Annotated in this window: 25 protein-coding genes and 1 tRNA gene; 17 read left to right on the top strand and 9 right to left on the bottom strand. The window is 68.6% G+C overall.

All coding sequences use genetic code 11. The features are described from left to right. Positions 1 to 93: 93 nt before the first annotated feature. From ASF94_RS07100 to ASF94_RS07130, 7 genes are all read left to right on the top strand, one after another. Positions 94 to 489, top strand: a complete 396-nt coding sequence (locus tag ASF94_RS07100) for a hypothetical protein (protein WP_056663625.1) — start codon at positions 94 to 96, stop codon at positions 487 to 489. A 171-nt stretch (positions 490 to 660) separates the two neighbouring features. Further along, the gene (aroQ, locus tag ASF94_RS07105) at positions 661 to 1,104 is read left to right on the top strand and encodes a type II 3-dehydroquinate dehydratase (protein ID WP_056663628.1); all 444 of its coding nucleotides are present in this window, start codon (positions 661 to 663) and stop codon (positions 1,102 to 1,104) included. Further along, positions 1,101 to 1,982, top strand: a complete 882-nt coding sequence (locus ASF94_RS07110) for an alpha/beta fold hydrolase (RefSeq protein WP_056663630.1) — start codon at positions 1,101 to 1,103, stop codon at positions 1,980 to 1,982. The genes aroQ and ASF94_RS07110 overlap by 4 nt, the downstream gene beginning before the upstream one ends. Positions 1,983 to 1,988: 6 nt before the next feature. Next, a complete protein-coding gene (arfB, locus tag ASF94_RS07115; protein ID WP_056663632.1) occupies positions 1,989 to 2,405 on the top strand; it encodes an alternative ribosome rescue aminoacyl-tRNA hydrolase ArfB in 417 nt (138 codons plus the stop codon). Between the two features lie 125 nt (positions 2,406 to 2,530). Beyond that, the gene (locus tag ASF94_RS07120) at positions 2,531 to 3,196 is read left to right on the top strand and encodes an alpha/beta hydrolase (RefSeq protein ID WP_056663635.1); all 666 of its coding nucleotides are present in this window, start codon (positions 2,531 to 2,533) and stop codon (positions 3,194 to 3,196) included. Between the two features lie 182 nt (positions 3,197 to 3,378). Beyond that, on the top strand, positions 3,379 to 4,311 hold the full coding sequence (locus ASF94_RS07125; RefSeq protein ID WP_056663638.1) for a DUF3014 domain-containing protein: 933 nt from the start codon (positions 3,379 to 3,381) through the stop codon (positions 4,309 to 4,311). 75 nt (positions 4,312 to 4,386) lie between these two features. Beyond that, positions 4,387 to 4,689: an antibiotic biosynthesis monooxygenase gene (locus ASF94_RS07130; RefSeq protein ID WP_200933034.1), complete on the top strand. Its 303-nt coding sequence runs from the start codon at positions 4,387 to 4,389 to the stop codon at positions 4,687 to 4,689. 31 nt (positions 4,690 to 4,720) lie between these two features. Here the strand turns inward: ASF94_RS07130 and ASF94_RS07135 are convergent, their stop codons facing one another. Further along, positions 4,721 to 5,191, bottom strand: coding sequence for an Lrp/AsnC family transcriptional regulator (locus ASF94_RS07135; protein ID WP_056664805.1), 471 nt, complete (start codon positions 5,189 to 5,191; stop codon positions 4,721 to 4,723). Between the two features lie 103 nt (positions 5,192 to 5,294). Between ASF94_RS07135 and mdeB the strand changes: the two genes are divergently transcribed. Further along, positions 5,295 to 7,982: an alpha-ketoglutarate dehydrogenase gene (gene mdeB, locus ASF94_RS07140; RefSeq protein ID WP_056664807.1), complete on the top strand. Its 2,688-nt coding sequence runs from the start codon at positions 5,295 to 5,297 to the stop codon at positions 7,980 to 7,982. A gap of 47 nt (positions 7,983 to 8,029) precedes the next feature. Here the strand turns inward: mdeB and ASF94_RS07145 are convergent, their stop codons facing one another. Then, positions 8,030 to 8,986 (bottom strand): LysR family transcriptional regulator, encoded by a 957-nt coding sequence (locus ASF94_RS07145; RefSeq protein WP_056663643.1) that lies wholly within the window; start codon positions 8,984 to 8,986, stop codon positions 8,030 to 8,032. Positions 8,987 to 9,119: 133 nt separating this feature from the next. Between ASF94_RS07145 and ASF94_RS07150 the strand changes: the two genes are divergently transcribed. Both ASF94_RS07150 and ASF94_RS07155 read left to right on the top strand, forming a co-directional pair. After that, positions 9,120 to 10,121 carry a tripartite tricarboxylate transporter substrate binding protein gene (locus ASF94_RS07150; RefSeq protein ID WP_056663646.1) on the top strand — a complete coding sequence of 334 codons (1,002 nt, stop codon included), beginning with the start codon at positions 9,120 to 9,122 and terminating at the stop codon, positions 10,119 to 10,121. Beyond that, positions 10,121 to 11,773 carry a gamma-glutamyltransferase family protein gene (locus ASF94_RS07155; protein WP_056663648.1) on the top strand — a complete coding sequence of 551 codons (1,653 nt, stop codon included), beginning with the start codon at positions 10,121 to 10,123 and terminating at the stop codon, positions 11,771 to 11,773. The genes ASF94_RS07150 and ASF94_RS07155 overlap by 1 nt, the downstream gene beginning before the upstream one ends. Before the next feature lie 191 nt (positions 11,774 to 11,964). Here the strand turns inward: ASF94_RS07155 and ASF94_RS07160 are convergent, their stop codons facing one another. The 6 genes from ASF94_RS07160 to ASF94_RS07185 form a co-directional block, all read right to left on the bottom strand. Further along, a complete protein-coding gene (locus tag ASF94_RS07160) occupies positions 11,965 to 12,825 on the bottom strand; it encodes a zinc-dependent peptidase (RefSeq protein ID WP_056663651.1) in 861 nt (286 codons plus the stop codon). Between the two features lie 6 nt (positions 12,826 to 12,831). After that, positions 12,832 to 13,635, bottom strand: a complete 804-nt coding sequence (locus tag ASF94_RS07165; RefSeq protein ID WP_056663654.1) for a UDP-2,3-diacylglucosamine diphosphatase — start codon at positions 13,633 to 13,635, stop codon at positions 12,832 to 12,834. 163 nt (positions 13,636 to 13,798) lie between these two features. Further along, the gene (locus ASF94_RS07170) at positions 13,799 to 14,305 is read right to left on the bottom strand and encodes a peptidylprolyl isomerase (protein WP_056663659.1); all 507 of its coding nucleotides are present in this window, start codon (positions 14,303 to 14,305) and stop codon (positions 13,799 to 13,801) included. An 82-nt stretch (positions 14,306 to 14,387) separates the two neighbouring features. Continuing rightward, entirely contained in the window at positions 14,388 to 14,972 is a 585-nt protein-coding gene (locus ASF94_RS07175) for a peptidylprolyl isomerase (RefSeq protein ID WP_056663660.1), read from the bottom strand. Next, a complete protein-coding gene (locus ASF94_RS07180; protein ID WP_056663666.1) occupies positions 14,969 to 16,306 on the bottom strand; it encodes a L,D-transpeptidase family protein in 1,338 nt (445 codons plus the stop codon). Before ASF94_RS07180 ends, ASF94_RS07175 begins: the two co-directional genes overlap by 4 nt. A gap of 60 nt (positions 16,307 to 16,366) precedes the next feature. Next, positions 16,367 to 17,524 (bottom strand): tetratricopeptide repeat protein, encoded by a 1,158-nt coding sequence (locus ASF94_RS07185; protein WP_056663668.1) that lies wholly within the window; start codon positions 17,522 to 17,524, stop codon positions 16,367 to 16,369. Between the two features lie 215 nt (positions 17,525 to 17,739). On the opposite strand from ASF94_RS07185, the gene cysS reads away from it, so the two are divergent. The 6 genes from cysS to ASF94_RS07215 all read left to right on the top strand — a co-directional run bounded on the left by cysS (position 17,740) and on the right by ASF94_RS07215 (position 23,453). Beyond that, entirely contained in the window at positions 17,740 to 19,119 is a 1,380-nt protein-coding gene (gene cysS / locus ASF94_RS07190; RefSeq protein ID WP_056663671.1) for a cysteine--tRNA ligase, read from the top strand. 44 nt (positions 19,120 to 19,163) lie between these two features. Continuing rightward, a complete protein-coding gene (locus ASF94_RS07195) occupies positions 19,164 to 19,835 on the top strand; it encodes a DNA-3-methyladenine glycosylase (RefSeq protein ID WP_056663674.1) in 672 nt (223 codons plus the stop codon). Between the two features lie 93 nt (positions 19,836 to 19,928). Beyond that, entirely contained in the window at positions 19,929 to 20,906 is a 978-nt protein-coding gene (locus ASF94_RS07200) for an acetyl-CoA carboxylase carboxyltransferase subunit alpha (RefSeq protein WP_056663677.1), read from the top strand. Between the two features lie 93 nt (positions 20,907 to 20,999). Further along, a complete protein-coding gene (gene tilS / locus ASF94_RS07205) occupies positions 21,000 to 21,950 on the top strand; it encodes a tRNA lysidine(34) synthetase TilS (RefSeq protein ID WP_056663680.1) in 951 nt (316 codons plus the stop codon). A gap of 100 nt (positions 21,951 to 22,050) precedes the next feature. Continuing rightward, entirely contained in the window at positions 22,051 to 23,319 is a 1,269-nt protein-coding gene (locus tag ASF94_RS07210; protein WP_056663683.1) for an aspartate kinase, read from the top strand. Between the two features lie 41 nt (positions 23,320 to 23,360). After that, positions 23,361 to 23,453 (top strand) — tRNA-Ser (locus tag ASF94_RS07215). A 155-nt stretch (positions 23,454 to 23,608) separates the two neighbouring features. Here the strand turns inward: ASF94_RS07215 and ASF94_RS07220 are convergent. Then, positions 23,609 to 24,106 carry a DUF4142 domain-containing protein gene (locus ASF94_RS07220; protein WP_056663685.1) on the bottom strand — a complete coding sequence of 166 codons (498 nt, stop codon included), beginning with the start codon at positions 24,104 to 24,106 and terminating at the stop codon, positions 23,609 to 23,611. A gap of 195 nt (positions 24,107 to 24,301) precedes the next feature. Between ASF94_RS07220 and ASF94_RS07225 the strand changes: the two genes are divergently transcribed. Then, entirely contained in the window at positions 24,302 to 24,520 is a 219-nt protein-coding gene (locus ASF94_RS07225) for a hypothetical protein (protein WP_056663688.1), read from the top strand. The last annotated feature ends 43 nt before the right edge of the window (positions 24,521 to 24,563 follow it).

Consider the following 24,563-nt stretch of genomic DNA (forward strand, 5'->3'; position numbering starts at 1 on the left):
CCTTTTCGCTACCTGGCGCGTTGTAGGTGGGTTCCAGGTCTTTGAGCGGCGTGCCAGCTGGCGGCGCCACCACCTACGAAAAAGGAGATTTCCATGACTCGACGCCTCACTTTCCGCGCCCTGGCCGCATCCGCCGGCGTGGGGTTGGCCTTGCTGGCTGGCGCCGGAGCCGCGCATGCCCGCAGCGACGTGCACTGGTCCATCGGCGTGGGCGTGCCGGGCGTGGTGGTCGGTGGCTCCAACAGCTACTACAGCCCGCCACCCGTCTACTACGCGCCACCCCGGCCGATCTACTACGCACCCCCGCCGGTCGTCTATACGCCGCCTCCGCCGGTCTACTACCAGCCGCCGCGCCCGGTCTATTACGCACCGCCCGTGGTGGTCAGCCCGCCTGCCTACGGCGGCTACTACTACCGAGAAGGCTACCGGGGCGATCGCGGACCGGGACACCGGCACGGGCACGGCCCAGGGCCGCGCGACTGGCGCTGAGTGCGCCCTGCAGCCACTCTGCATTCCCTCAAAGGCGGCCCGCAGGCCGCTTTTTTCTTGGGCGGTTGTCGGCCCGCCTGCGCTGGGGCTGCAGCGCGGCCCCGCATGCCGCCCGCAGGGGCAGCTTCATAATCGGGGTTCCCGTTCACCTCGCCAACCCTTGTTGTTCGCATGAAAACCGTCTTCGTCCTCAATGGCCCCAACCTGAACCTGCTCGGAACGCGCGAGCCCTCCGTCTACGGCGCGCAGACGCTGGCCGATGTCGAGCAGCTCTGCGCTGCCGCCTGCGCGCGTCACGGCTTTCAGCTGCAATTCCGCCAGAGCAACCATGAAGGCGCGCTGGTGGACTGGATCCATGAAGCCGGCCGCCTGCATGCCGCGGGCGACCTGGCGGGGCTGGTGTTCAATGCCGGCGCCTACACCCACACCAGCGTGGCGCTGGCCGATGCCGTGAAGGGCACCGGCGTGACGCTGATCGAGCTGCACATCAGCAACGTGCATGCGCGCGAGGCCTTCCGGCACCACTCGTACCTGTCGCCCGTGGCCAAGGCGGTCATGTGCGGCCTGGGCGTGCAGGGCTACCCGCTCGCCATCGACGCCCTGGCCGGCCTGTGACCGGACCCGCCGCCCTGGTACACCCCGAGGTCGCCCGCCTGCAGGCGCAGGCGCGGCGGCATGTCACACCCTGTGGAGCCGGCGAGATGGTGTGGCACTGCTGGGGCAGCGATGGCCCGGGGCAGCCCGCGCCGGCCCCGCTCGTGCTGCTGCATGGCGGCAGCGGCAGCTGGACGCACTGGGTGCGCAACATCGAAGCCCTGGCCGGGGCCGGGCGCAGCGTGTGGATCCCCGACCTGCCGGGGTTTGGCGACTCGGCGCTGCCCGGCGGCGGTTTCGATGCCGATGCCATCGTCCCGCCGCTTGCGAGCGGCATGCTGGCGCTGTTCGGCACCCAGGCGGTCGATCTGGTGGGCTTTTCCTTCGGCGGGATGACGGCCGGCCTGCTGCTGGCCGGACACCCGGCGCTGGCCCGCCAGCTGGTGCTGGTGGGGGCGCCGGCCATGGGCGTGGTGCCGCGCCGGCAGTTCGAGCTCAAGGCCTGGCGCCATCTGCCGGCGCAGGAGCAGGCCGACGTGCACCGCTACAACCTGGCCGCGCTGATGCTGGACGACCCGGGGCTGATCGACGGACTGGCGCTCGAACTGCACGTCGCCAATGTCATGCGCGACCGCATGCCGCGCCGCCGGCTGGCCCACACCGACCTGCTGGCCCGGTCGCTGCCGCGCGTGACCTGCCCGGTGCACGCCATCTACGGCGCGCGGGACGCGCTCTACAAGCAATGGATCACGGCGCTGGAAGGCGCCTATGCCGCCGCCGCGCCCGACTTCCGCGGGCTGGCGCTGATCGAGGGCGCCGGCCACTGGGTGCAGTTCGAGCGGCCTGATGCCTTCCTGACCGCGCTGCGGGCCGCGCTGCAGGCCGGCGCACCGGACTGAGCCGCCATGGAACGCCAACCCCTGGTACAGATCGACGAGCGCGAGGTGGAGTGGACCGCCGTGCGTGCGCAGGGTGCGGGCGGGCAGAACGTGAACAAGGTCTCCAGTGCCGTGCACCTGCGCTTCGACATCGCGGCGTCGTCGCTGCCGAGTGAAGTGAAGGAGCGGCTGCTGGCCCTGCGCGACAGCCGGCTGACGCAGGAGGGCGTCCTCGTGCTGAAGGCGCAGCAGTTCCGCACCCAGGAAGCCAATCGCCTGGATGCCCTGCGGCGGCTGCAGGAAGTGGTGGATGCCGCGGCCGTGGTTCCCAAGGCCCGCCGCGCCACCAAGCCGACCTATTCGTCCCGCATGCGTCGGCTGGAGTCCAAGACCCAGCGCTCCGGGGTGAAGGCGCTGCGCGGCCGGGTGCGCGACGGCGGCTGAACCCGCAGCGCCCCGGCCGCGGCAGGGGTTTGCAATACCAGGTTGCAAACCGGCACCCGAACGGTGCTTGAATGGGGGCGGGCACGACCCACCTCTTTCTTTTGACTGATCGTTCGACCTGCACCATGCCGAATCTGGACCTGCCGCTTTCCCATCTGCATCGCCCGCCCGCCGCCTCGACCCCGCAGCCCTGGCTGCTGGTGCTGATGCACGGCGTGGGCAGCAACGAGGACGACCTGTTCGGCCTGGCGCGCTTCGTGCCCGCGCCGTTCCATGTGCTGAGTCTGCGCGCGCCCTATCGCATGGGGCCGAATGCGAATGCCTGGTTCGAATTCACGGTGGAGCCCGATGGCCGCCGCTCCATCAACGAGCCGCAGGAGATCGCGAGCCGCGCACTGGTGGCGCAGACGGTGGAATCGGCCGCGCGCCAGCTGGGCGTGCCGGCCGACCGCGTGGTGGCGGGCGGCTTCAGCCAGGGCGGCATCATGGCCCTGACACTGCTGCTGACCCGTCCCGCCGCGCTGCACGGCGCCCTGGTGCTGCACAGCCGTCTGCTGCCACAGGCCCTGCCGCAGTCGGCTCCCGCAGCCGAGCTGACCGGCAAGCAGCTGTGGGTCAGCCACGGGGTGCAGGACAACGTCATCGCGCTGTCGAGCGCACATGCCATTCGCGACCATGCAGGCGGCCTGCCGCTGGCCCTGACCTACCGGGAATACCAGAGCATGCACGAGCTGCGCCCGGACGAGGTGCAGGACGCCATGGCCTGGCTGCAGGGCTTGGCCTCCAAGTGATGAGGTTTTCGGCCTCTGGCGCTTGATGTATCTGGGTAGTATGCTATGTAATTAATAGCATCCTGCCCGGTTGTGCGTTGCCGAGGGAACGCCGGGCCGCTTCGGGTGTCGCACTGCTGCTGCTGCTGCTGCTGCTGCTGCGACCTTCGCTTCGATACCGCCGACCATGAAAGGACCGAGCCATGCCTGAACGCGAACCCACCGACCCCTACCGCTCACGTCCCCGGCCCGCTTCCGGGTCCTGGGCAGTGCCGGCGGTGCTGGCTGTTGCCGTCGCCGCGGGGGCGGGATGGTGGTTCTGGTGGCGGCCGGCGCATGCGCCCGTGGCGCCACCCGTCGCCGCTGCGCCGCAGCCGGAAACCGCCGCAGCCGCGCCTGCGGCGGCGCCGGCATCCGCCCCGGCCCTTGCGGCCTCCGGTCCGCAGAACCGCATCGATGCGCTGGCGGCGCCGGCGGGCGACCTGCCCCCGCTGGCGGAATCCGACGCGCTGGTCGCCAAGTCGCTGGGCGACCTGCTGGGCCGCCAGAAGGTGGCGTCGTTCCTGCAGGTCGACGGCTTCGTGCGCCGCGTGGTCGCCACGGTGGACAACTTGGCGCGCCCGCAGGCGGCCTCGCGCCTCTGGCCCGTGCAGCCGGCGCCCGACCGCTTCCTGGTCGAAGGCCCGGCCGATGCCCAGACCCAGGCCATCGCCCCGGCGAATGCCGCGCGCTACAGCGCCTTCGTCGCCTTCGCCGAGTCGGTGCCCAAGGACGGGGCGGTCAAGCTGTATGCGCAGCTGTATCCGCTGTTCCAGTCGGCCTACGAAGAGCTGGGCTATCCCGGCAAGTATTTCAACGACCGGCTGGTGGCCGTGCTGGACCACCTGATCGCCGCGCCCGAGCCGCGCGGCCCGCTGCTGGTGCAGCTGACCCGCGTGCAGGGCGACGTGCCCTCGACACGGCCCTGGGTGCGCTACGAATTCGCCGATCCGAAGCTGCAGGCGCTCTCCAGCGGCCAGAAGATGCTGCTGCGCATGGGCCCGGACAACGCGCGGCGCCTGAAAGCCGTGCTCACCGACGTGCGCAAGCGCGTGGCGACCGGCGGGGCCGTGCCGCGCGCGGCCACAGCGGGTTGACCGCCGCCTTCCACTGCACCGCCTTCCATTCCAGAATCCCTCTCCCGTCCTTCATCCTGCACAGGAACCATGCCCATGTTCATTGCCATGAACCGCTTTCGCATCGCGCCCGGACACGAAGCCGAATTCATCGAGATCTGGCGGCAGCGCGACAGCCACCTGGCCCAGGTGCCGGGCTTCAAGCAGTTCCAGCTGCTGCGGGGCGCGTCGACCGAGGAACACACGCTGTTCGCCTCGCACACGGTGTGGGAGTCGCGCGCCGCCTTCGAAGACTGGACGCGCTCGGACGCTTTCCGCGCCGCCCATGCCGGCGCGGGCACCCGGCGCGAGATCTACCTCGGCCCGCCGCAGCTGGAGCTGTTCGACGCCGTGCTTTGACGGCGCACCCCGGGGGCTGGCGGCCTCGTCGTCAGCCCGGGCCGGGCAGCGGCAGCGCGGTCTTGTAGCGCACCTGCTTGAGCGCGAAGCTCGAGCGGATCTTCTCGATGCCCGGAATCGGAGTGAGCTGCTCCAGGATGAAGCGCTCCAGCGCGCCGATGTCGGCCACCGCGACGCGGATCAGGTAGTCCGAGTCGCCGCTCATCAAATAGCACTCCATCACCTCGTCGTGCTCGGCGATGCGGCGCTCGAAGTCGGCCAGTGCCGTCTTGGCCTGCGATTGCAGGCTGATGTTGATGAACACGTTCAGGCCGAGGCCCAGTGCGGCGGCATTGGCCAGCGCCACGTAGCGGGCGATGACGCCGGCCGCCTCCAGTGCCTTGACGCGGGCCAGGCAGGGCGAAGGCGACAGGTGGACGCGCCGTGCCAGTTCCACGTTCGACAGCGAGCCGTCGGCTTGCAGCTCCGCCAGAATGCGCAGGTCCAGTGCATCGAGTTTCATCTGCTGCATTTTAGGAATTTGGCGGCACAACATGCCGTGATTGCGGGTTAATCACGAGCCGCAACAGCCGCTCATGCTGCAACGCCGCCGATACAGTGGCCTGATGAACGCACCCCTGCCGCTCCACGCCCTGGCCCTCCAGCCCGAAGCTGCCCCCGACACCGACCCGCAGGAAACCGCCGAATGGCGCGACGCCTTCCTGGCACTGGTGGCCGCCCACGGCCCGGAGCGCGCCCGCTTCGTGCTGGATGAACTGGCCGCGCTGGCCCGCCAGCAGCGCACCGGGTGGCAGCCCACGCTGAACACGCCTTACGTGAACACGGTGCCGGTGGAAGCGCAGCCAGTGTTTCCGGGCGATCTGGCGATCGAGGAGCGGCTGGCCTCGCTGATGCGCTGGAATGCGCTGGCGATGGTGGTGCGCGCCAACCAGGCCGAGATGGGCGGATCGAGCGAACTGGGCGGCCATGTCGCCAGCTACGCCAGCGCGGCCGACCTGTTCGAGGTCGGCTTCAACCACTTCTTCCGCGCCCGCGAAGGCACGGCGGCAGGGCAGCACCGGGGCGACCTGGTGTTCTTCCAGCCGCACAGCGCGCCGGGCGTCTATGCGCGGGCGTTTCTGGAGGGGCGCCTTTCCGAGCGCGACCTGCAGCACTACCGCCAGGAGATCACCGCGCCGAACGAGGGCGCAGCGGGCCTTTCGAGCTACCCGCATCCCTGGCTCATGCCCGACTTCTGGCAGTTCCCGACCGGCTCGATGGGGATCGGCCCGATCAGCAGCATCTACCACGCGCGCTTCATGCGCTACCTCACGCACCGCCAGTTGCTCGACTGCCAGCAGCGCAAGGTCTGGGGCGTGTTCGGCGACGGCGAGATGGACGAGCCGGAAAGCATGAGCGCGCTGACGCTGGCCGCGCGCGAGGGGTTGGACAACCTCGCCTGGGTGGTCAACTGCAACCTGCAGCGGCTCGATGGCCCGGTGCGCGGCAATGGCCGCATCGTCGATGAGCTGGAGCGGCTCTTCGCCGGCGCGGGCTGGAACGTGGTCAAGCTGCTGTGGGGCAGTGACTGGGATGGCCTGTTCGCGCGTGACCTGACCGGAACCCTCGCCCGCACGCTGGGCGGCACGGTCGATGGGCAGATGCAGACCTTCGCCGCCAAGGACGGCCGTTTCAACCGCGACCATTTCTTCGGCCAGTCGCCCGAACTGGCGGCGCTGGCCCAGGGCCTGACCGACGAGCAGATCGATCGCCTGAAGCGCGGCGGGCACGACCTGGTGAAGATCCACGCCGCCTATGCCGCGGCGGCCGCGCACCGCGGGCAGCCCACCGTCATCCTGGCGCACACCAAGAAGGGCTATGGCATGGGCGCGGCGGGGCAGGGCAAGATGACCACGCACAGCCAGAAGAAGTTCGACGAGGGCGACCTCATCGAATTCCGCAACCGCTTCAACCTGCCCTTGAGCGATGCACAGGCCACCGGCCTGGCTTTCTACCGCCCGGCGGAGGACAGCCCGGAGATGCAGTACCTGCATGCGCACCGCCAGGCGCTGGGCGGGTCGCTGCCGCGCCGCGAGACCGCTTGCGACGCCGTCCCCGTGCCGCCCCTGGCGCAGTACGCGCAGTTCGCGCTGCAGGCGCAGGGCAAGGAGATGAGCACGACGATGGCCTTCGTGCGCATGCTGGGGGCGCTGCTGAAAGACGGGCAGCTGGGACCGCGCATCGTGCCCATCGTGGCCGATGAGGCGCGCACCTTCGGCATGGCCAACCTGTTCAAGCAGGTGGGCATCTACAGCAGCGTGGGCCAGCGCTATGCGCCGGAGGACATCGGCTCGGTGCTGCCGTACCGCGAGGCGCTGGATGGCCAGATCCTGGAAGAGGGCATCAGCGAAGCCGGCGCCATCGCCAGCTGGACGGCTGCGGCCACCAGCTACAGCGTGCATGGCCTGGCGATGCTGCCGTTCTACATCTACTACTCCATGTTCGGCTTCCAGCGGGTGGGCGACGCCATCTGGGCCGCCGCCGACCAGCGGGCACGGGGTTTTCTGCTGGGCGCCACGTCGGGCCGCACCACGCTCGGCGGCGAAGGGCTGCAGCACCAGGACGGCTCCAGCCACCTGGTGGCCGCCACCATCCCGAACTGCAAGGCCTATGACCCGGCCTATGCGGGCGAGCTGGCCGTCATCGTCCATGCCGGGATGCGCGAGATGCTGGTCGAGCAGCAGGACGTCTTCTACTACGTCACGCTGATGAACGAGAACTACGCCCAGCCCGACCTGCCGGCGGATGCCGAGGCCGGCGTGCTGCGCGGTTGCTATGTTTTCGATAGCTGGAGGCATACGACAGATGAGCGCGAGCGCCAGATATCGCCTGAAAAGTCGGTCACGCTGCTGGGTTCCGGCGCCATCCTGACCGAGGTGGTGCATGCCGCGCGGCAACTGGCGGCCGAGGGCGTGGACGTGACGGTCGTCAGCGTGACCAGCTGGAGCGAGCTGGCCCGCGACGGCATCGCCTGCGAACAGCGCGCCCTGGCGGGCGAGGCTGCCGGCGGCATGCCGTGGATTGCCCAGGTGCTGGCGAACACCAGCGGCCCGGTCATCGCCGCGACCGACTATGTGCGCGCCGTGCCGGAAAGCGTGCGCGCCTTCCTGCCGGCCGGGCGCCGCTATGTCACGCTGGGCACCGACGGCTTCGGCCGCAGCGACACCCGCGCGGCGCTGCGCCGCTATTTCGGGGTGGACGCCGCGCACGTCGCGCGGGTGGCGCGGCAGTGCCTGGGCATTCCAGCCGCCTGATTTCGAGCCAAAACGGGCTGCAGCGCTTGATCTGCAAGGGGCTTATGCTATAAATGTGATAGCGTCTGTGGCGCGGGCCGATCGACCGAGCGCGTGATGTGTTCCACGAACAGCTGCACCGCCTCGGCCGCGTTGTCGCGGCTCCAGACCACGCCCACCGGGCCGAAGCGGATGGCGCGGTCCAGCGGCAGGATGCGCAGCGTGCCCAGCGCGGCCTGGTACTCGGCCATGGCTTGCGAACAAACGCCGACATAGTCGCCCTGGTGCACCAGCGCCTGCAGGGTGGTGATGGCCGCGGTCTCCACCTTGGGCAGCAGCCAGGGCACGCCGCTGTCGAGCAGGGCGGTGTCCAGCTGCGATCGCATCAGCGTGCCCTTGGGCGGCATTATCCAGCGCTCCTGCAGCAGGTCGGCCAGCCGCACGGGGCCGGCGGCATCCCAGAACCGGCTGGCCCGGCCCACCACCAGGCAGACGTTGTCCTCGAACAGTTCGCGGTGCTGCAGGCGCGGGTGGTGCGCCCGGGCGTCGAGCGAGCCCACCACCACGTCGAGCTGCTTGTTTGCCAAGCCTTCGAGCAGATGGCCGAACGGGCTTTCCGAAACGGTGACCGAGATGTGCGGGTGCAGCGCCTGGAATTGCGCGAGCGCCTGCGGCACCCCCCGCGCCACGCCCGCCCACACGCTGCCGATGTGCAGGCGGGCCGTGCGGCCCTCGGCCACGGCGCCCAGTTCCAGTTGCGTGCGGGAGATGTCGCCCAGCACGCTCACCGCCAGCCGTTTCATGATCACGCCGGCCGCCGTCAGCTGGATGCGCCGCCCGCGCGTGACCAGCGGCATGCCCACCAGCTCTTCCAGATCGGACAGCCAGTGCGAAATGGCCGACTGGGTCATGTGCATGCGAACGGCAGCCTCGGTCAGCGTGCCGGCCTCGTCTAGCACCAGAAAGGATTCGAGATGCCGGATCTTCAGGCGCCGCGCCCAAGCCACTTGTTCATAGGAAAGCATGAGCAGATGCTAATGGAACCATCGGGCGAATTCGCTGGTGCCGTTGTCGATGGACTCGAATAATGCGAGCAAGACAGTCGCTCTCTGCCCAGAAGTGGCTCCTTCCACCCGCATGCATCGGAGATTGCCCACCATGAATAAACGTTCCTGCCTCGCGAAGATCGCGGCCACGGCGCTGGCCTGGGGTGCCCTGGGCGCCGCGCCGGTGTTGGCCCAGGCTGACGCCGCCGCCGGCTACCCGGGCACGCGGCCCGTCCGCCTGGTCGTGTCGCAGCAGGCGGGCGGCAGTTCCGACACCGTGGCGCGCCTCTGGGCCGAGCATGCGGGCAAGGCGCTGGGCGCCAACATCGTGGTGGAGAACAAGCCCGGCGCAGGCGGCATCATTGCCGCGCAGCAGGTGCTGAGCCAGCCCGCCGACGGCTACACGCTGATGTTCGGCGGCGTGTCGCAGATGGTGCTCAACAAGTTCGTCTATAAGCCCCTGCCGTACGACCCGGAGAAAGACTTCACCGGTGTCGGCATGCTCAGCACCGTGCCCTTCGTGCTGGTCGCCAACCCGGCCACGGGTTTCAAGACGCTGGACGACCTGGTCAAGTACGCCAAGGCACACCCGGGCCAGCTCAACTTCTCGTCGTCCGGCCTGGGCAATTCGACCCAGCTGGCGGTGGAGCTGCTGCAGAGCAAACTGGCCATCTCGATGACCCACGTGCCGTTTCGCGGCGAGCCCGACGGCCTGATGGCCACCATTGGCGGCCAGACCCAGGTGATGGCCCCGGTGCTGGGCACGGCGCTGCCGCACATCAAGAGCGGCAAGGTGGTCCCGCTGGTGGTGCTGGCGCCCTCGCGCCTGGCCGAGCTGCCGGACGTGCCGGCCGCCAACGAACTCGGTGTGAAGGACTTCGACACCATGGGCTGGAGCGGCATCGTGGCGCGCGCCGGCACGCCGCCCGCCATCATCGCCAAGCTGCACGAGGGCACGCAGTCCTTCCACGCCAGCCCCGACGTGCAGGCCAAGCTGAAGGGCATGAACGCCATTCCGATGGCCGGCCCCGCCAGCCAGCTGATGGAAGTGGCCCGCCGCGATGCCCAGGCCTGGGGCCCGGCGCTGAACGCCTTGAACCTGAGCGCCAAGTGATGACGGCCGCGCTGCAGCACAAGGAGGCCATGGTTTCCTGCCCGCAGCCCGAGGCGGCGGAATCGGGCATCGAGATCCTGCGCGCGGGCGGCAACGCGGTCGATGCCGCCGTGGCCACCGCGCTGGCCCAGACCGTGGTCGATCCGCTGATGTGCGGCATCGCCGGCTTCGGCACGGCGGCCGTCTACATGCAGGGCCCGGGCGGGCCGGCCGCGCACGAGTATTTCGATTTCCATGCGCCAGCGCCCTTCGCCTGCCGCGAAGACATGTGGGCCGACCGGCTGGAAGGCGAGACGCGGGACGGCTTCGGCTTCATCCTGAGGGGACGCGTCAACGACATCGGCCCGCAGTCCATCGCCACGCCGGCCACGCTGAAGGGGCTGGCGGCCATGCACCGCGCGCACGGCCGCCTGCCATGGCGCGACGTGGTGGCGCCGGCCATCGGCTGGGCGACGGAAGGTTTCTTCGTGCGCCCCGGCATGCACGCCTTCTGGATCGACGAGCCCGCCATGGGCCGGGTCAGCAACCTCGACCGGCTGCGCTTCAGCGACGAAGGCCGGGCGCTGTACTGCCGCGCGGACGGTTCGCCCAAGCCCATCGGCACGCCGCTCGCCAACCCCGGCATGGCCGGCGTGCTGGCCCAGGTGGCGGAGGAGGGCATTGCGCCGTTCTACCAGGGTGAACTGGCGCGCCGCATGGTGGCGCATGTGCAGTCGCTGGGCGGCCTGCTGTCGATGGACGACCTGGCGCGCTTTCAGGTGCGCCGCGCGGCACCGCTGGTGGGCCGCTACCGCGACCGCACGGTCACCACCAACCAGCCGCCGGGCGGCGGCGCCATGCTGCTGCAGATGCTGAACCTGCTGGAGAACTTCCCGCTGGCCGGCATGGAGCACAACGGCCCGGACTACCTGCGCCTGCTGAGCGAGGTGATGAAGCGCGCCACGACCGACAAGGACCGCCACATCGGCGACCCGGCCTTCGTGGAGGTGCCGCTGGAGGCGTTGCTGTCCAAGGCCAACGCAGCGGGCTCGGCCGAGGCGATCCGCGCCGGCGAGCGGCACCGCGTGGAGCGTGTGAACCCGGGCGCCCCGGTGCCGCGCGACACCACGCACCTGAGCGTGGTGGACGGCGAGGGCAACTGCGTGTCGATGACGCATTCGCTCGCCATGCCTTCCGGCGTCATCACGCCGGGCATGGGTTTCTTCTACAACGGCTGCATGGGCGTATTCGACCCCCGCCCGGGCCGCGCCGGCAGCATCCAGCCGGGCAAGAGCCGGTTCACGTCGTCGTGCCCGAGCATCGTGTTCGGCGCGGACGGCCGGCCCGAGATCGTGCTGGGCGCGCCCGGCGGCACGCAGATCGCCATGGGCGTGCTGCAGGTGCTGCTGAACATGATCGACCACGGCATGGGCATGCAGGAGGCCGTGTCGGCGCCGCGCTTTTCATCCACCAGCAATTCCATCGACGTGTGCAACCGCATCCCGCGCCATGTCACGCGGCAGCTGCAGGCCGAGGGGTATGAGGTGCTTCGCAACCCCTACAACTACACCATCGGCTGGGTGCACGGCGTGCAGATCGCCGCGGACGGCCGGTTGCATGGCGGTGCCGACCCGGGGCGCGACGGCGTGGCGTATCGCACGCGGGTGGATTGATGTGCCAGTGCGGGGCGGTGGCGGTTGGTCACCGTCCCCACACACCGCTCGGGCCGAGCCCGTCGAAGCCAGGGCGCGGCCCAGGGCAGCCGTCCGCCCTCTCTGTGCGAATGGGGCGGCAGACCCGTTTCACTAGCAGAGGGTCACGCACGGCCCTGCCCGGCACCGGCACCGGCACCGGCAAACGCCTGTCAATCGCCCGTGCGAAAGAATGCGTCCAGCAGCGGCATGAGCGTAGGGAATTCCTCCGCGAACCGCTCGCGGCTGACGAAGTAGGCCTCGCAGGCCACGGCGAAGAATTCGGCCGGGGCGGTGGCGCCGTAGCTGTCCAGCCAGGGTCGCTCGCCGCCGAAGCGCTCGGCGATGATGACTTTCTCGCGGAAGGCGTCGTAAGCCGGCGCCCAGGCGTCGCGCCACCGGGTGCGGGCCTCGCGCGTGTCGCGCGCGCCCATGAAGCCGGCGGGCAGCGGCGGGCAGCCGTCGGCATGGCCGCCCTGCATGTCCAGCTTGTGCACGAACTCATGGATCACCACGCTGGTGCCGCTTGCCTGGGCGATGCCTGCGGCATGCGCGAGGGGGCGGCCGGCGCCATCCACCGCCGGCCAGCTGAGCATGACGGGGCCGCGCTCCATGGCTTCGCCCAGCAGCACCTCGTCGTAGTCGTGCACCACGCCGGCCTCGTCCACCGCCTGGCGCCGCGCGAGCGCTTCGCCGGGATGCACCACGATGCCCACGAAGTCGTCATACCAGGCCAGCGCCCGGGCCGGGTCGCCCCAGTGCAGCAGGGGCAGGCAGGCCTGGGCGGCAATGGCGACAGCCATGGCATCGGTCACCTCGAAGCCGTGGGCACCGGTGAATTCCTTGCGTTGCAGGAAGAGCGCGCTCAGCGCACGCAGCTTGGACTGTTCCTCCGCACTCAGGCGGGCCAGAAAGGGGTAGCGCCGCACCGTCTGCAGCCACAGCGGCACGTCGATGTCGGGAACGGGAGCCAGGGTGGCGCGTACGCGGTTGGCCAGTCGGCGCAAGGCGTGGGGTAGGAGTGCGGCGGGCATGAAGCCCTAGCTGGGGGCGAGCGCGATGCGTTCCAAGCCCTGCCCGGTCAGCCGCAGCACGCCGGCGCGCGCGGGCTCTGCGTCCAGGTCCCAGTCGGTGAGCACGTGGCGCGTGAGGACGGGAGCCCCTGGGGCGCCCTGCGGATTCAGCACGTGGTCGGCCGGCAGGTGCGTGTGGCCGTGGATCAGCGCCTGGGCCCCGGCGGCCTGCAGCCAGGCCACCGCTGCGGCGGCGTCCACGTCGCCATAGAAACCGGTGCCGGACTGCTTGCGCGCCTCGCTCTCGGTGCGCACGCTGCGCCCCAGCGCCCGTCGCTCGGCGAGCGGGCGCGACAGCACCTGGGCCTGCCACTGGGGGCTGCGCGCCGTGGCGCGGAAGCGCTGGTAGTCCACATCGTCGAGACACAGCGCATCGCCGTGCGACAGCAGCCAGCGCCGGCCGGCGAAGCCCAGCACCGTCGGGTCGTCCAGCACGGGAATGCCGGTGCGTTGAGAAAACCCCTCCGCCACCAGGAAGTCGCGGTTGCCGTGCATGAAGAAGAGCGGGGTGCGCAGCGCCGTGCGGCGCAGCAGCTCGCAGCATTCGGCCTCGAAGCTGCCGGACTCCTGGAGCGCATCGTCGCCCGGCCAGACCTCGAAGACGTCACCCAGCAGGAAGACGGCGTCGGCCGGCGTGGCGGCCAGGTAGCGGGCCAGGGCTTGCACCGTGGCCGGGTGGGCCGCGTCGAGGTGCAGGTCGGAGACGAAATCCACCATGCGCCAGCCGGCGGGCGCGACGAACTCGCGGGCGTCTGGCATGGGCGGATTCATGGAAGGGGAATGAGGAGTCGCTCGCACCGGGCCAGGGCGTCTGGACAAACGCGGCTCCCGGCGGGTCGAGAGGCCGCGCATCGGGCCATGCCCGCCGACGCCGCAGACCGGGCTGCCGGCGTCGTCCCCCCGTGGGGGAGGGCGCGAAGCGACTGAAGGGGGCTTAGATGGCCACGGCCTTTTCGATGATCACGTCGTCCTTCGGCACGTCGTCGTGGAAGCCCTTGCGGCCGGTCTTCACGGCCTTGATGGCATCCACCACTTCGGTGCCCTTGACCACCTTGCCGAACACGGCATAGCCCCAGCCCTGTGCGGAGGGCGCGGTGTGGTTCAGGAACCCGTTGTCGGCCACGTTGATGAAGAACTGCGCCGTGGCCGAGTGCGGGTCGCTGGTGCGGGCCATGGCCACGGTGTAGTTGGCGTTCTTCAGGCCGTTCTGCGCTTCGTTCTGGATCGGCGCATCGGTGCCCTTCTGGTTCATGCCGGGCTCGAAGCCGCCGCCTTGCACCATGAAGCCGGGGATCACGCGGTGGAAGATGGTGTTGTCGTAGTGGCCCTTCTTCACGTAGGAGAGGAAGTTTTCCACCGACTTGGGCGCCTTTTCGGCGTCCAGTTCGAGGGTGATGACACCGTGGCCGGCGATGTGGAGTTCGACTTGGGGGTTGCTCATTGCAGTTCCTTGGTGGTTCGGGGAGGCTGCCCGGTGGGCAGGGTTGGAGAGAACGGTGGAAGGCCCGGTGTTCAGCCGGCCGTCACTTCACCACCGTGGCGGACGTGATGGTGACAGGTGTCACGGGCACGTTCTGGTGCGGGCCCTTGTTGCCGGTGGTGACCGCCTTGATCTTGTCGACCACGTCGGTGCCCGAGACGACCTTGCCGAACACGGCATAGCCGTTGCCTTCGCCATTGGCGTTCAGCATGGCGTTGTCCTTCACGTTGATGAAGAACTGCGCCGTCGCCGAGTCGGGATTGTTCGTGCGCGCCATGGCGATGGTGTACTTGTCGTTCTTCAGGCCGTTGTTGGCCTCGAGCGCGATCGGCGGCTTGGTGGGCTTTTGCTGCAGGTCGGGCGTGAAGCCGCCGCCCTGGATCATGAAGCCGTCGATGACCCGGTGGAACACCGTGCCGTCGTAGTGCTTGTCGTTCACGTAGGCCAGGAAGTTCGCGACCGTCTTGGGCGCCTTGGCGGGGTCCAGCTGCACGACGATGTCGCCCATCGACGTGGCGATCTTGACGCGCGGGGCCGCCGCGCCCTGGGCGTGGACGGGCGCTACGAAAACCATAGCGGAAAGCGCAGCACCGGCGAGCGCCAGTACGGTATTTCTTCTGGAAATCATCCAATCACTCCTTCGAAAAAGATCTGCCATTGGTTGCCCTGGCGCATCCAGTACTGGCGTTTGACCGGGCCGGTGCGGGCGCCGGCAGCGACCTCGCCGAACGTGACGACCATGGTGTCGGCCGTATCCGTCCAGCGCAGGTACGACTTGTCCTTGAGCTGCAGTTCGCGCCCGCGCAGCGCGCGTGCCTCGGCTTCCAGGCCCCGGCTCCATTCGGAGAGCGGCATCTTGCCGTAGCTCTCGAAGCCCGGCGCGTAGAAGGCCAATAGCCGCTGCATGTCGCCGCGCGACTTGGCCGTGCGCCAGGCGTCCAGCACGGCCTCGAACTTCTGCCGCTCGGGCTGCAGGCTCTGCGGCTGCACCCACTGCAGCTGGCGGGCGATCACCACCGGCGTGGTGCGCGGCTCCACCGTGCGCAGGATGCGCTCGAGGTCGGGGTTGGCCAGGGCCAGGCAGCCGTCGGTGGCGAGCGGCGCGCGCGAGAACTGGTCGGGCGGCGTGCCGTGCAGCCAGATGCCGCTGCCCGTCTTGCCCCGGCTGAGGTCCAGTGGGCTGGGATAGTTGATGGGCAGCGCCCCGGCGCCGTAGAAGTCGGACAGCTTGGCCGCGTCGAGCCGGCTGGTGATGTAGTAGATGCCCAGCGGCGTGCGCTGGTCGCCCTCCAGGGCCTTCTCGATGCCCAGCTTGCCGACGGAGGCGTAGTAGTCGGCGATCAGCTCCATCCCTTTGCCGGTGTTCTCGAACAGATAGAGGCGCGAGCGAGACGCATCCACGGCGATGGCGTGGCGCGTGCGCGGCGCGATTTCCAGGAACTGCGCCGGAATGCTGCCGGCCGGTGGACGGGCGCGGAGCGCGTCGGTCCGCTGGCGCGATTCGGCGCGCAGCTCGCCCAGCACGTCGCCTGCGGCCCGGGGCGGGGCGGCGTCACCGGCCGCAGGCACGGACGCAGGCACGTCGCCCATCTGCCGCAAGGGGCGCACGCGCGCAGCCAGCAGATCGCCCAGGGCCAGCTGCGCCAGCTGGAAGTTGGGGTAGTCGCGGGCCAGCGACTCGGCCTTGGCCAGCGCCTCGCGCGTGCGGCCTTCGCCGGTCAGGCGGTAGACCTCGACGAGCCGGGTCTCGGCCAGGCCGTCGCTCAGAGTGGCCGGGGGCGGTGTGGCGCGCGCCGTCTTGCCGGGCTTGGCCTGACCGACGTGGCGGAGCTTTTCGCCTTGCGCGTGGCTGGGGGCCGACATGGCGGCCAGCGTCAGCAGCAGGCCCGCGGCGGCAGGCCAGCGCAGAGCTGTGCAAGCAGCGGGCGCGCCGGAACGCTGCATCGCTCTAGCGGCAGGCATGAAAGAAGCGACCCAGGCAGGAAGAGGGCGCCATCGCCCAAGATACCGCAGCAAGCGGAATCAACCGCCGGTGGATTCGCGCACGATGACCCAGCGGCCACCGTGGTTGACCAGATCCAGCGTCTTGCGGCTGTTGACGTTGTAGCTGCCCGAGCTGTAGCCCTGGCGGAACTTGGCCTGGGCCTTGTTGCCGTTGACGGTCACCCGCAGATCGTTGACCGAGACGTTGATCTTGGCGCGGCCGACGATGCGGTCGCGGCGCTCTTTTTCCCAGGCCGCGCGCGACTGCTTGCCGGGCGCGTAGCTGCTGTCATAGGCGCCCAGGTAGCCGGCCATGTCCTGGCTTTCCCAGGCGGCGGCCCAGGCGTTGACGGCGCGCACGACGTCCTTTTCTGCGGCGTTGGCATTGGCCGCAGGGGCTGCGGCAGCTGCAGGGGCCGGGGCGGAGGCAGGTGCCGGTGCGGGCGCCGGCGCCGGAGATGGCGCAGGAGCGGGAGCCGGTGTCGGAGCAGGGGCAGGCGCGGGCGTCGGGGCCGGGGCAGGCGCCGGTGCCTTGGGCGCTGGTGCCGGAGCCGCCGCGACAGCAGGTGCAGGTGCCGGGGTGGCGACTGGCGCAGGGGCGGGCGCTGCAGCCGTCACCGGTCGGGTCGCGGTGGCGGCCGAGCGCGTGCCGCCAGCGGAAGCCGTCTTGCCGTCGGCCGAGAACAGGTCACGGATCAGTGCCAGCTTGGGCCGCACCGAGTTGGCGTTGCTGCCGTCGAGCTGCAGCGCCTTGTTGTAGGCCTGGCTGGCGAGCTTGGCGTAGATGTCGCCCAGGTTCTCGTGCGCGGTGGAATAGCTGGGGTTGGTGCGAATCGCCATTTCCAGGGCGGTGCGGGCCTTGTCCAGCTGATTCTGGCTGGCGTAGAGCACGGCCAGGTTGTTGTAGGGCTCGGGCAGCTCCGGATAGTCTTCCGTCAGCCGCGTGAAGGTGGTCACCGCCTCGGCCTGCTTGCCGGAGTCGGCCTGCGCCACGCCGCGCAGGAAGCGCAGCTGCGGGTCGCGCGGGTTGGCCGACAGGCGCTGGTCGGCCTTGGCCAGGGCGTCGGCAGGCTTGCCCGCACGCAGCAGTTGCGTGATGTCGGCGTAGTCGTCTGCATGAGCGAGCGGCGCACCCAGCGCGGCCGACAGCGCGATCAAGCGCAGGAGGTGGGGGAGGGTGCGAAGGACAGGCTTCATGGGCGTGGCAAGGGAGTTGGAGCGGTGTCAAGCCGTAACGAGGCTTATACTGCGGCGGATTGTAGCTGAGGGGTTTGTCATGCCGGTGCGCTGTTGCCGCTCCTGATCGACGTGGCGCACGCCGTGCCGCCGCCACCTTTCAACAGGCCCGAAACCCCCTCCGCGCGAGCCTTTCGCTGTCGCCGGCTGCATCCCCCACACCTCACCGATATCCCATGAGTTTGCGTATCTACAACACGCTGTCGCGTGCGTTGGAAGACTTTGCCCCGCTGGAACCCGGTCATGTCCGCATGTATGTCTGCGGCATGACCATCTATGACCTGTGCCACATCGGCCACGCCCGCATGATGATGGCGTTCGACGTGGTGCAGCGCTGGCTGAAAAGCAGCGGCTACCGCGTCACCTACGTGCGCAACATCACCGACATCGACGACAAGATCATCCGCCGCGCCGTGGAGCGCGGCATCACCATCCGCCAGCTGACCGACGAGATGATCGCGGCCATGCACCAGGACATCGGCGCGCTGGGCATCGAGTCGCCATCGGTCGAGCCGCGCGCCACGGAATACGTGCCGCAGATGCTGTCGCTCATCGGCGCTCTGCAGGACAAGGGCCTGGCCTATCGGGGCAGCACCGGGGACATGAACTATGCGGTGCGCAAGTTCCCCGGCTACGGCAAGCTGTCGGGCAAGTCGCTGGACGAATTGCGCGCCGGCGAGCGCGTGGCCGTGCTGGAAGGCAAGGACGACCCGCTCGATTTCGTGCTGTGGAAGTCCGCCAAGCCCGAGGAACCGCCCGAGGCGAAGTGGGACAGCCCCTTCGGCGCCGGCCGCCCCGGCTGGCACATCGAGTGCTCGGCGATGAGTTGCGCCACGCTGGGCGAGAGCTTCGACATCCACGGCGGCGGGGCCGACCTGCAGTTCCCGCACCACGAGAACGAGATCGCCCAGAGCGAAGGTGCCACCGGCCAGCCGCTGGCGAAGTTCTGGGTGCACAACGGCTTCGTGCGCGTGGACAACGAGAAGATGAGCAAGTCGCTCGGCAACTTCTTCACCATCCGCGACGTGCTGGCCCGGTACGACGCGGAGACCGTGCGCTTTTTCATCGTGCGCGCGCATTACCGCAGCGCGCTGAACTACAGCGACGCACATCTGGACGATGCCCGCGGCGCGCTCAAGCGGCTCTATACCGCCTTGAGCCAGGTGGCCGCTGCCGACGGGGCGGACATCGATTGGTCCAACCCTTTCGCTGCGCGCTTCAAGGCCGCCATGGACGAGGACTTCGGCACGCCTGAAGCCGTGGCCGTGCTGTTCGACCTGGCCGGCGAAGTCAACCGCAGCCGGTCGCCCGAAGCAGCGGGTCTGCTGAAGGCGCTGGGCGGCTGCCTGGGACTGCTGCAGGGCGACCCGCAAGGGTTCCTGAAGGCGGGAGCCGGCCTGCAGAGTGCCGACATCGAGGCCCGTATCGCGGCCCGCGCTGCCGCCAAGGCTGCGCGCGACTTCGCGGAGGCGGACCGCATCCGCAACGCGCTGCTGGCCGAAGGCATCGTGCTGAAGGACTCCGCCGCGGGCACGACCTGGGAGGCCGCGCAGTGAGGTTTTTCGTGTCAAAACAGCCTCTGGCGCAGGTGGAATAAGCGGTGGCTGCTATCAAAAAAATAGCGGACTATCCGCTGACCCAACCGCCGGGCGTGCCGGTGCCCGCTTACTGGGCGGAAGCCTGCAGGCACCTGATGAAGAAGGATCGGGTGATGAAGCGCCTGATTCCGCAACTTGGCGACGTGGCGCTCACCCAGCGGGGCGACGCCTTCACCACCCTGGCGCGCAGCATCGTCGGCCAGCAGGTGTCGGTCGCCTCGGCCCAGAAGGTGTGGGATGCCTTCGCTGCGCTGCCGCCCAGCATGACGCCCGCCAACGTGCTCAAGCTCAAGATCGACGACATGCGCGCGGCCGGCCTGTCCGCCCGCAAGGTCGACTATCTGGTCGACCTGGCCGTGCACTTCGACACCGGCCGCCTGCATGTGAAGGACTGGGACGCGATGGACGACGACGCCATCACCCGCGAGCTGGTTGCCATCCGCGGCATCAGCCGCTGGACGGCCGACATGTTCCTCATCTTCCACCTGGCGCGGCCCAACGTGATGCCGCTGGACGACGCCAGCCTGATCAGCGGCATCAGCCAGCACTACTTCTCGGGCGACCCGGTCAGCCGCAGCGATGCGCGGGAAGTGGCCGACGCCTGGAAGCCCTGGTGCAGCGTGGCGAGTTGGTATATTTGGCGATCTCTCGCCCCCTTGCCGGTGGACTACTGAATTTGTATTCCGGCGCGCCTTTGCAGCGCGCTCGGCGCCCCTGGCGCGCACCGCAGACCGACACTGGGCACACACCGCCCAAGGAGAAACCAATTGGCGAAAAAGACATTTCTGGACTTCGAACAGCCCATCGGCGAACTCGAGTCCAAGATCGAAGAACTGCGTTATGTCCAGACCGAAAGCGCGGTCGACATCTCGGAAGAGATCGACCAGCTGAGCAAGAAGAGCCAGCAGCTCACCAAGGACATCTACGGTGACCTGACGCCCTGGCAGATCACCAAGATCGCGCGCCATCCGGAGCGTCCCTACACCATGGACTACCTGCGCGAGATCTTCACCGACTTCGTCGAGATGCACGGCGACCGCCATTTCGCGGACGACCTGTCGATCATCGGCGGCCTGGCGCGCTTCAACGGCCATGCCTGCATGGTCATCGGCCAGCAAAAGGGCCGCGACACCAAGGAGCGGGCCGCCCGCAACTTCGGCATGAGCCGCCCCGAGGGCTACCGCAAGGCCCTGCGCCTGATGAAGACCGCGGAAAAATTCAAGCTGCCGGTGTTCACTTTCGTGGATACACCCGGCGCCTATCCCGGCATCGACGCCGAGGAGCGGGGCCAGTCCGAAGCCATCGGCCGCAACATCTTCGAGATGGCTCAGCTGGAGGTGCCGATCATCACCACGGTGATCGGCGAGGGCGGCTCCGGCGGCGCGCTGGCGATCAGCGTGGCCGACCAGGTCATCATGCTGCAGTACTCCATCTATTCGGTGATCAGCCCGGAAGGCTGCGCCTCCATCCTCTGGAAGACCGGCGACAAGGCGCAGGATGCGGCCGACGCCATGGGCATCACCGCGCACCGGCTGAAGGCGCTGGGTCTGGTGGACAAGATCGTGAGCGAGCCCGTCGGCGGCGCGCACCGCGACGTCAAACAGATGGCCGCTTTCCTCAAGCGCGCGCTGGGCGAAGCCTTCCGCCAGCTGGCGGACCTGAAGCCCAAGGAACTGCTCGACCGCCGCTACGAGCGCCTGCAGAGCTATGGCCGCTTCACCGACACCAAGGCGGAAAGCCGCTGAGGCGTACGGCGTGCGCCGGCCTACTGCCATGCGGCCCTGCGGGGCCGTTTTTCTTGGGCGCCGCCAGGGCAGGGCCGCACCCCGCACCCTGCCATGACCCAGGCGTTCGACGCGGCCCTGCGCGCCTTCACACCCCGGCTGCCCCTGGGTGTGGGCTTCAGTGGCGGCGCCGATTCCACGGCCCTGCTGCTGGCCTGCCATGCGCGCTGGCCCGGGCAGGTGGTCGCGCTGCATGTGAACCACGGCCTGCAGGCTGCGGCCGATGGGTTCGAAGCGCACTGCCGCGCGCTGTGCGAACGGCTGCAGATCCCGCTGCGCACCGGCCATGTCGATGCCCGGCCGCAGCCCGGGCAGAGCCCCGAGGACGCTGCCCGCCGCGCGCGTTATGCCTCCCTGGGCGCTCTGGCGCTGGCTGATGGCGCGACGCCGGCGATCAAAGACATAGCCATCGCCCAGCATGGGGACGACCAGGCCGAAACGCTGCTGCTGGCGCTGTCGCGCGGGGCCGGCGCGCCCGGGCTGGCCGCCATGCCGGCGCAGTGGGAGCGGGCCGGCATTCAGTGGTACCGCCCGCTGTTGGGCGTGGCCGGGCAAGACGTGCGCCGCTGGCTGCAGGACCAGGGCGTCCCTTGGATCGAAGACCCGACCAACACCGACGAGCGCTACACCCGCAACCGCATTCGCCGGCAACTGCTGCCTGCGCTCGATGCGGTGTTTCCGCAGTTCCGCGACACCTTTGCGCGCTCTGCCGCCCACGCGGCGCAGGCCAGCCTGCTGCTGCAGGAAATGGCCCAGGGCGACCTGGCCGCGAGCGGCGACCCGCCACGCATCGCCGCCCTGCGTGCCCTCAGCCCGCCGCGCCAGGCCAACCTGCTGCGCCACTGGCTCCGCCAGGCCCATAGCGTGGTGCCGTCCGCAGCCCAGCTGGCGGAGTTGCAGGCGCAACTGGCTGATTGCGCCACGCGCGGACACCGCATACGCATTCGCGTGGGCGCAGGCTTCGTCGTGCGCGAAGGCGAAATGCTCGGTTGGTACAATTCCTAGGTTTTGGTATCAACTTCTGCACGAACCGGCGGCGCGCCAAAACACCTTTTCCTCCTCCTCTGCGCCCTGTCAGTCATCGGTTCGTCGTTCCACATATCCAATGGCACTGATCGTTCATAAATACGGCGGCACGTCGATGGGCTCCACGGAGCGCATTCGCAACGTCGCCAAGCGCGTGGCCAAATGGGCGCGGGCCGGCCACCAGATGGTGGTGGTGCCCAGCGCCATGAGTGGCGAAACCAATCGCCTGCTGGGGCTGGCCAAGGACTTGGCTCCGTCGCGTGCCACGTCGGCCTACCACCGTGAACTCGACATGCTGGCCGCCACCGGCGAGCAGGCGTCGTCCGCGCTGCTCGCCATCGCGCTGCAGTCCGAGGGCATGGAGTCGGTGAGCTACGCCGGCTGGCAGGTGCCCATCCGCACGAACAGCGCCTACACCAAGGCCCGCATCGAGTCGATCGACGACCAGCGCGTGCGCGCCGATCTGGCGGCCGGCAAGGTCGTCATCGTCACCGGCTTCCAGGGCATCGACGAGCATGGCCACATCACCACGCTCGGCCGGGGCGGCTCCGACACTTCGGCCGTGGCCGTCGCCGCCGCCATGAAGGCGGCCGAATGCCTGATCTACACCGACGTGGACGGCGTCTACACCACCGACCCGCGCGTGGTACAGGAAGCCCGTCGCCTCGCGACCGTGAGCTTCGAGGAAATGCTGGAGATGGCCAGCCTCGGCAGCAAGGTGCTGCAGATCCGCTCGGTCGAATTCGCGGGCAAGTACAAAGTGCCCCTGCGCGTGCTTTCGAGCTTTACGCCCTGGGACATCGACATCGACGAAGAAGCCCGCTCCGGCACGCTGATCACTTTTGAGGAAGACGAAAAAATGGAACAAGCCGTCGTATCCGGCATCGCTTTCAACCGCGACGAGGCCAAGGTCTCCGTGCTCGGCGTGCCCGACACGCCCGGCATCGCCTACCAGATCCTGGGCGCGGTGGCCGACGCCAACATCGAAGTGGACGTCATCATCCAGAACCTGAGCCGCGACGGCAAGACCGACTTCAGCTTCACGGTGAACCGCGGCGACTACGCCCGCACCATCGACCTGCTGAAGGAAAAGGTCGTCCCGCAACTGGGCGCGCAGGAAGTCGTGGGCGACGCCAAGATCTGCAAGGTGAGCATCGTCGGCATCGGCATGCGCAGCCACGTGGGCGTGGCGGCGAAGATGTTCCGTGTCCTGAGCGAAGAGGGCATCAACATCCAGATGATTTCCACCTCGGAAATCAAGACCTCGGTCGTCATCGACGAAAAGTACGTCGAGCTGGCCGTGCGCACCCTGCACAAGGCATTCGATCTCGACCAACCCACCGCCTGATCGGCCGAGAGCCTCTGAAACTGAGGCATAATAGCGGGATTGGAAACGTGACCGAGTGGCCGAAGGTGCTCCCCTGCTAAGGGAGTATGGGGTGTAGAGCCTCATCGAGGGTTCGAATCCCTCCGTTTCCGCCAGGACCAAAAGCCCTAAGCAGTTGATCTGCTTGGGGCTTTTTCCTTTTGCGCTCTCTGTTTTCCGCTGCGAGAATCGCCCGCCGTTTCAGGGTCACAGGGTCCCGAATGGAAGATGCCGTCCCCAGGCTGCGGGTCGCCCCGCAGCAGCCTCGGTCTCAGCGCTTGGCTTGCTGTGTCAGCCCGTCAGCATGCTCCTTGTGCGCCTTCAGCGTGGGCAGGGTCTTGGCGGCGAAGGCCTTCAGGTCCGCATCATCTGCGCTCTTGCTGGCTTTCTCGAACAGCGAGATGTCCGTCTTGTGGTCGGCCTGGCCCACCTGCTTGACGAACTGTTTGTCGAAGTCCTTGGCGCTCCCGATTTTTTCGAGCTTGCGGGTTTTGTCGGCGGGCAGAGCGGGGGGAAGTGTGGCTCCCTTGCTGGTGGCAAGCGCCTTCAGTTCCTCGTTGGCGGCGGTGTGGTCATTGACCAGCATGTCGCCATAGGACTTCACGCCCTCCGACATTCCCTTGGTCTTGGCAAGCTTGCCTGCTTCCACTTCGTACATTCCGCCCGCTGCTGCCTTGGTGATGAATTCCTGGTCCTTCTTGGACACGTCGGCGTGGGCCAGGGTGGCCAAGCCCATCATGGCTGCGGTAAGGATGTGGATTGGTTTCATGGGAATCTCCTTGGAAAAGAACCCAGCCTCCGGGGCGGTGGCCGCGCAGGGCGTGGGTGTCCATGCGAGCCGCGTGAAGGGCCAGTCCTACGCGGCAGAGGGCCTTATCGCCGAATCGTGCGATCTGTCCGGCTTACGATGGGACACGCCGAATCAGGCGCACACTGAAGGCCAACCCTGCTGAGAACGAAATCCATGAAAACCATCGACGAGATGCTGAACCTTGATCTGCTGACCCGTGAACAGCATTCCGAAATCAGTGCGTGGATCGCAAAATCGGCGTCGCCGGAAGACATCCTCGGAATGCCCAGTGGCTTGTGGCAGGCCGTGGAGCGGGCCAGCCAGGTCATGGGCGTCAACGAAGACCTGTTGCGCCCGCCGGCGCTCGACGCAGGCAATCTGTTGGCGCAGTAAGCCTCGGCCTGCGTGTCCGCATTCGGACCAGCCGGGGCATGGG

This window comes from Acidovorax sp. Leaf160 (genome assembly GCF_001424265.1).
In the GTDB taxonomy this organism is placed as follows: Bacteria; Pseudomonadota; Gammaproteobacteria; order Burkholderiales; family Burkholderiaceae_C; genus Paracidovorax.

Coding starts and splice junctions, on each gene's coding strand:
- ASF94_RS07100 (WP_056663625.1), top strand. CDS start 94: ATGACTCGACGCCTCACTTTCCGCGCCCTGGCCGCATCCGCCGGCGTG.
- aroQ (WP_056663628.1), top strand. CDS start 661: ATGAAAACCGTCTTCGTCCTCAATGGCCCCAACCTGAACCTGCTCGGA.
- arfB (WP_056663632.1), top strand. CDS start 1,989: ATGGAACGCCAACCCCTGGTACAGATCGACGAGCGCGAGGTGGAGTGG.
- ASF94_RS07120 (WP_056663635.1), top strand. CDS start 2,531: ATGCCGAATCTGGACCTGCCGCTTTCCCATCTGCATCGCCCGCCCGCC.
- ASF94_RS07125 (WP_056663638.1), top strand. CDS start 3,379: ATGCCTGAACGCGAACCCACCGACCCCTACCGCTCACGTCCCCGGCCC.
- ASF94_RS07130 (WP_200933034.1), top strand. CDS start 4,387: ATGTTCATTGCCATGAACCGCTTTCGCATCGCGCCCGGACACGAAGCC.
- ASF94_RS07135 (WP_056664805.1), bottom strand. CDS start 5,191: ATGAAACTCGATGCACTGGACCTGCGCATTCTGGCGGAGCTGCAAGCC.
- mdeB (WP_056664807.1), top strand. CDS start 5,295: ATGAACGCACCCCTGCCGCTCCACGCCCTGGCCCTCCAGCCCGAAGCT.
- ASF94_RS07145 (WP_056663643.1), bottom strand. CDS start 8,986: ATGCTTTCCTATGAACAAGTGGCTTGGGCGCGGCGCCTGAAGATCCGG.
- ASF94_RS07150 (WP_056663646.1), top strand. CDS start 9,120: ATGAATAAACGTTCCTGCCTCGCGAAGATCGCGGCCACGGCGCTGGCC.
- ASF94_RS07155 (WP_056663648.1), top strand. CDS start 10,121: ATGACGGCCGCGCTGCAGCACAAGGAGGCCATGGTTTCCTGCCCGCAG.
- ASF94_RS07160 (WP_056663651.1), bottom strand. CDS start 12,825: ATGCCCGCCGCACTCCTACCCCACGCCTTGCGCCGACTGGCCAACCGC.
- ASF94_RS07165 (WP_056663654.1), bottom strand. CDS start 13,635: ATGAATCCGCCCATGCCAGACGCCCGCGAGTTCGTCGCGCCCGCCGGC.
- ASF94_RS07170 (WP_056663659.1), bottom strand. CDS start 14,305: ATGAGCAACCCCCAAGTCGAACTCCACATCGCCGGCCACGGTGTCATC.
- ASF94_RS07175 (WP_056663660.1), bottom strand. CDS start 14,972: ATGATTTCCAGAAGAAATACCGTACTGGCGCTCGCCGGTGCTGCGCTT.
- ASF94_RS07180 (WP_056663666.1), bottom strand. CDS start 16,306: ATGCCTGCCGCTAGAGCGATGCAGCGTTCCGGCGCGCCCGCTGCTTGC.
- ASF94_RS07185 (WP_056663668.1), bottom strand. CDS start 17,524: ATGAAGCCTGTCCTTCGCACCCTCCCCCACCTCCTGCGCTTGATCGCG.
- cysS (WP_056663671.1), top strand. CDS start 17,740: ATGAGTTTGCGTATCTACAACACGCTGTCGCGTGCGTTGGAAGACTTT.
- tilS (WP_056663680.1), top strand. CDS start 21,000: ATGACCCAGGCGTTCGACGCGGCCCTGCGCGCCTTCACACCCCGGCTG.
- ASF94_RS07210 (WP_056663683.1), top strand. CDS start 22,051: ATGGCACTGATCGTTCATAAATACGGCGGCACGTCGATGGGCTCCACG.
- ASF94_RS07220 (WP_056663685.1), bottom strand. CDS start 24,106: ATGAAACCAATCCACATCCTTACCGCAGCCATGATGGGCTTGGCCACC.
- ASF94_RS07225 (WP_056663688.1), top strand. CDS start 24,302: ATGAAAACCATCGACGAGATGCTGAACCTTGATCTGCTGACCCGTGAA.